The organism is Mesorhizobium sp. M7A.F.Ca.CA.004.04.2.1 (genome assembly GCF_004022825.1).
In the GTDB taxonomy this organism is placed as follows: domain Bacteria; phylum Pseudomonadota; class Alphaproteobacteria; order Rhizobiales; family Rhizobiaceae; genus Mesorhizobium.
Genome location: NZ_RZPH01000698.1, coordinates 1 through 3,260 on the forward strand (window position 1 = coordinate 1; position 3,260 = coordinate 3,260).

3 protein-coding genes and 1 pseudogene are annotated in these 3,260 nt (G+C 56.8%); 3 read left to right on the forward strand and 1 reads right to left on the reverse strand.

Annotated elements, in window-relative coordinates:
- From EN893_RS25425 to fghA, 3 genes and pseudogenes are all read left to right on the forward strand, one after another.
- Nucleotides 1-209 (forward strand): annotated as a pseudogene (locus EN893_RS25425) (formylmethanofuran--tetrahydromethanopterin N-formyltransferase); the annotation flags it as partial.
- The gene (locus tag EN893_RS25430) at nucleotides 206-1,015 is read left to right on the forward strand and encodes a formylmethanofuran dehydrogenase subunit C (RefSeq protein WP_127269459.1); all 810 of its coding nucleotides are present in this window, start codon (nucleotides 206-208) and stop codon (nucleotides 1,013-1,015) included. The pseudogene EN893_RS25425 and the gene EN893_RS25430, both read left to right, overlap by 4 nt.
- 102 nt (nucleotides 1,016-1,117) lie before the next feature.
- Nucleotides 1,118-1,948 (forward strand): S-formylglutathione hydrolase, encoded by an 831-nt coding sequence (gene fghA / locus EN893_RS25435; RefSeq protein ID WP_127269460.1) that lies wholly within the window; start codon nucleotides 1,118-1,120, stop codon nucleotides 1,946-1,948.
- A 330-nt stretch (nucleotides 1,949-2,278) separates the two neighbouring features.
- Here fghA and EN893_RS25445 read toward each other — a convergent pair whose 3' ends face one another.
- Nucleotides 2,279-3,112, reverse strand: a complete 834-nt coding sequence (locus tag EN893_RS25445; RefSeq protein WP_164748676.1) for a DUF3037 domain-containing protein — start codon at nucleotides 3,110-3,112, stop codon at nucleotides 2,279-2,281.
- Nucleotides 3,113-3,260: the final 148 nt, after the last annotated feature.

Sequence of the window (3,260 nt, forward strand, 5' to 3'; positions counted from 1 at the left end):
TCGCGAGTGAGCTCGGTCCCGACATCAACGCCGTCCTGGAAATCGTCATCGATGGTGAAACCAATGATGCAGTTGCCGCCGCGATGAAGGCAGGCATCAAGGCTGTCATAGAACTCGGCCCGAAAAGAGGCGCGGTTCGGATCAGCGCCGGCAATTACGGCGGCAAGCTCGGGAAATTCATCTACTCGCTGAAGGATATGCTGCCATGAAGGCGCTGACCTTCACCCTGGTTGCCGAGCCGCCGGAGCGCCTTGACCTATCGCCGCTGACGCCGGAGCGGCTGGCCGGGATCGAAAGGCGCGACGTCGAAAGAATCCAGATCGGCATGTCGAAACACGGATCGAAGGTGGGCGACATTTTTCGCGTCGCCGGCAGCGATCCGACAAACATCGTGTTCGAAGGCGGAAGCACGCGCCTTGACCTTGTGGCGCAAGGCATGCGGGGTGGGTCGGTTCGCCTCGTTGGCAATGCGGGCGCCCAGGCCGGGCGCGCCATGCGCGGTGGGGAGCTCACGATCGAAGGCAATGCGGGTCCATACGCCGGCTCCGGCATGCGTGGCGGCAGGCTTGAGATAACAGGCAATGCCGGCGACCACCTCGGTGCGCCGCTCGTCGGGGAACTGGCCGGCATGAACGGCGGTGTGTTGATCGTCAGGGGCAAGGCGGGCGCCTTCGCTGCGGACCGCATGCGGCGCGGCCTGATCGCGGTGCTGAAAGGCTCCGGCGACCACGCCGGCAGCCGCATGATCGCCGGCACCTTGGTGGTGGCCGGTGGCACCGGCGAGATGCCCGGCTATCTGATGCGTCGCGGTTCGATCCTTCTCGATCGCACGCCGGCACGCATGTCGCCGAGCTTCGTCGAATGTGGCGCACCCGAGAGCGTTTTCGCCGCCATCATCGATCGTCATCTGATCGCCGAGGGCATTTTGAAACGGCCGCTTCTGGGGAGCGCACCGCGCAAATATGGCGGGGATAACGCAGTGCTCGGAATGGGCGAGGTTCTTTTTCCGCGCTGAGATCCGTCGACACAGGAACCATAGGATGGCAGGACGCAAGTGCTTGCCGCTGGGTGGCAGTGGTGGCGCCGACCGTCATCCGACCCGCAACGTGGAGAACACATGAAAATCATCTCTCAAACGAAAGCCCATGGCGGCGTGCAGGGCGTCTATTCCCATTTGTCGACGAGTTGCCGTTGCGACATGACTTTTGCCGTTTTCAAACCTCCGCAGGCGCGGGAGGCGCCTTGTCCCGTTGTGTGGTATCTCTCAGGCCTGACGTGCACCCACGCCAATGTAATGGACAAGGGCGAGTACAGGCGCATGGCCGCCGAGCTTGGCCTGATCGTCGTCTGTCCCGACACCAGCCCGCGCGGCGCCGACATTCCGGATGAAAAAGACAACTGGCAGTTCGGCTCCGGCGCCGGCTTCTATCTCGATGCGACGCAAGAGCCTTATGCGAAGAACTATCGCATGTATTCCTATGTCACCGAGGAGTTGCCGGCTCTCATCGCGGCTGAATTTCCAGCCGATATGGCGCGCCAGGCAATCTTTGGCCATTCGATGGGCGGGCATGGCGCGCTGACGATTGCCTTGAAGAATCCGCAACGTTTCAAGAGCTGCTCGGCGTTCGCCCCGATCGCCCAGCCAAGCACCGCCGGCTGGTCGAGACCGGCTTTTGAGAAATATCTCGGGAAGGATGAGGCTTCGTGGCGAACCTGCGACGCGACGTCGCTCATCGACGACGGATACCGTTTCCCCGAATTCTTGGTCGATCAGGGAACGTCGGACGGATTTCTTGACGACGGGCTGAGGCCTTGGCTGCTTGAAGCGGCCTGCGCCAAAGCAGGTATTCCGCTAAAGCTGCGGATGCAGGATGGATACGATCACTCGTATCTTTTCATCTCCAGCTTCATGGACGACCATCTGAGATGGCATGCTGAGAGGCTTTGATCTGGGCAGGCCGAAGGCATGGCCAGATGCAAACAACTCATTGAATTCGACGCCTTACACCGAGGGGCTGAAAGCACTGGGCAGCCCCGACGAGATCCCGGGTCCGCCGTGCGGTTGACCGGGATAAACGCCTGACGGCATCCAGTATTTCGAGGTGCGGCAGGTGAGGGGCGCAAGCTGCTGTTCGTCCGCATCGGCCAGGACGAACCGTTGTTTGACGAGCAGACGTTGCGGGTGTCGCCGGCTGGCTAAGAGCCAAAGGTAAGAGCCAAATCAGACTGAGCAGATGGCTGGACGAGTCGCAATTGCGTTAAACAATTAGCCGACTAACTAACTCCGCCAAAGTGATTTATGACCTGCGGCGTTCAAAATTATATCGAGATATCGGGCCTTATCCTCGCGACTTTCCATATTGAACGATTCAATTGCTTCCCTTTGAGCTATCTTGAGCGCAGGGCCGACTGCTCTTTCTACCAAGGTGGTGGCAGAAAAAACTAAGTAACAATTAATCCCTACATTGGACAGCGTGTCTTTTGCATGTTGAAAGGTTACGCTAGCTAAAGCGGCATTCTTAATTTCAGCGGATCCCGCGTGATCAGAGTTAGTAAAGTCTATGGTCTCAGTCGCATGATATCTAGAGTTCTTCAGCATGAAGTCGATATGAAGCTTCCCAGATGGGCCAACCGGAAGATTGGCCACAACACGATGCCTATCGATATCGTGAATATCTCCACTAAAGACGTCGTATTCCTTGAATATCTTGCGAAGGTCTTTGGATAGTTTGCTGCCGGCTTTCTTCTTGGCCGATTGCCCTTTTGGTTTCTCAATATATTCGGAGTTTATGTCCGATATTCTTTGCTCGTATTGATTGTCTGAATCGATCGTAAACCACCCAATCTCTGAAAGTGTATAGCCCGTAGCCTTCGAAAGTCGAGCCACTCGAGAGTCCAATTCGATTGATGGATCGTCAGACTCCCTGAGGTGCGTCGCAATCCACTCAACCGCCCGCGAACTGACATTGAAATAGTTCAACAACTGGGGAGAAGCGTTCAATCTCACATCAAGGCGATCGGACTTGAACACGACTAGGCCTACGTTCAAAACGTCGCCACGGTGCGCGAATGGCACCAAGCGAATTAGAGCGTAGTTAAAGATATGCACCACTGCGGATTCCTTCGTCCACTTCGTCGATTTGGCGTCCAAATTCCGGACTCAAGATTCTAGCTATCAGCGAAGTTCGTGCATTTTTTGACAACCAATCCGTTGGTAGCCCTATCATTGCATTGTCGCAGATAAGCGCACGACCTTTATG

Coding starts and splice junctions, on each gene's coding strand:
- EN893_RS25430 (WP_127269459.1), top strand. CDS start 206: ATGAAGGCGCTGACCTTCACCCTGGTTGCCGAGCCGCCGGAGCGCCTT.
- fghA (WP_127269460.1), top strand. CDS start 1,118: ATGAAAATCATCTCTCAAACGAAAGCCCATGGCGGCGTGCAGGGCGTC.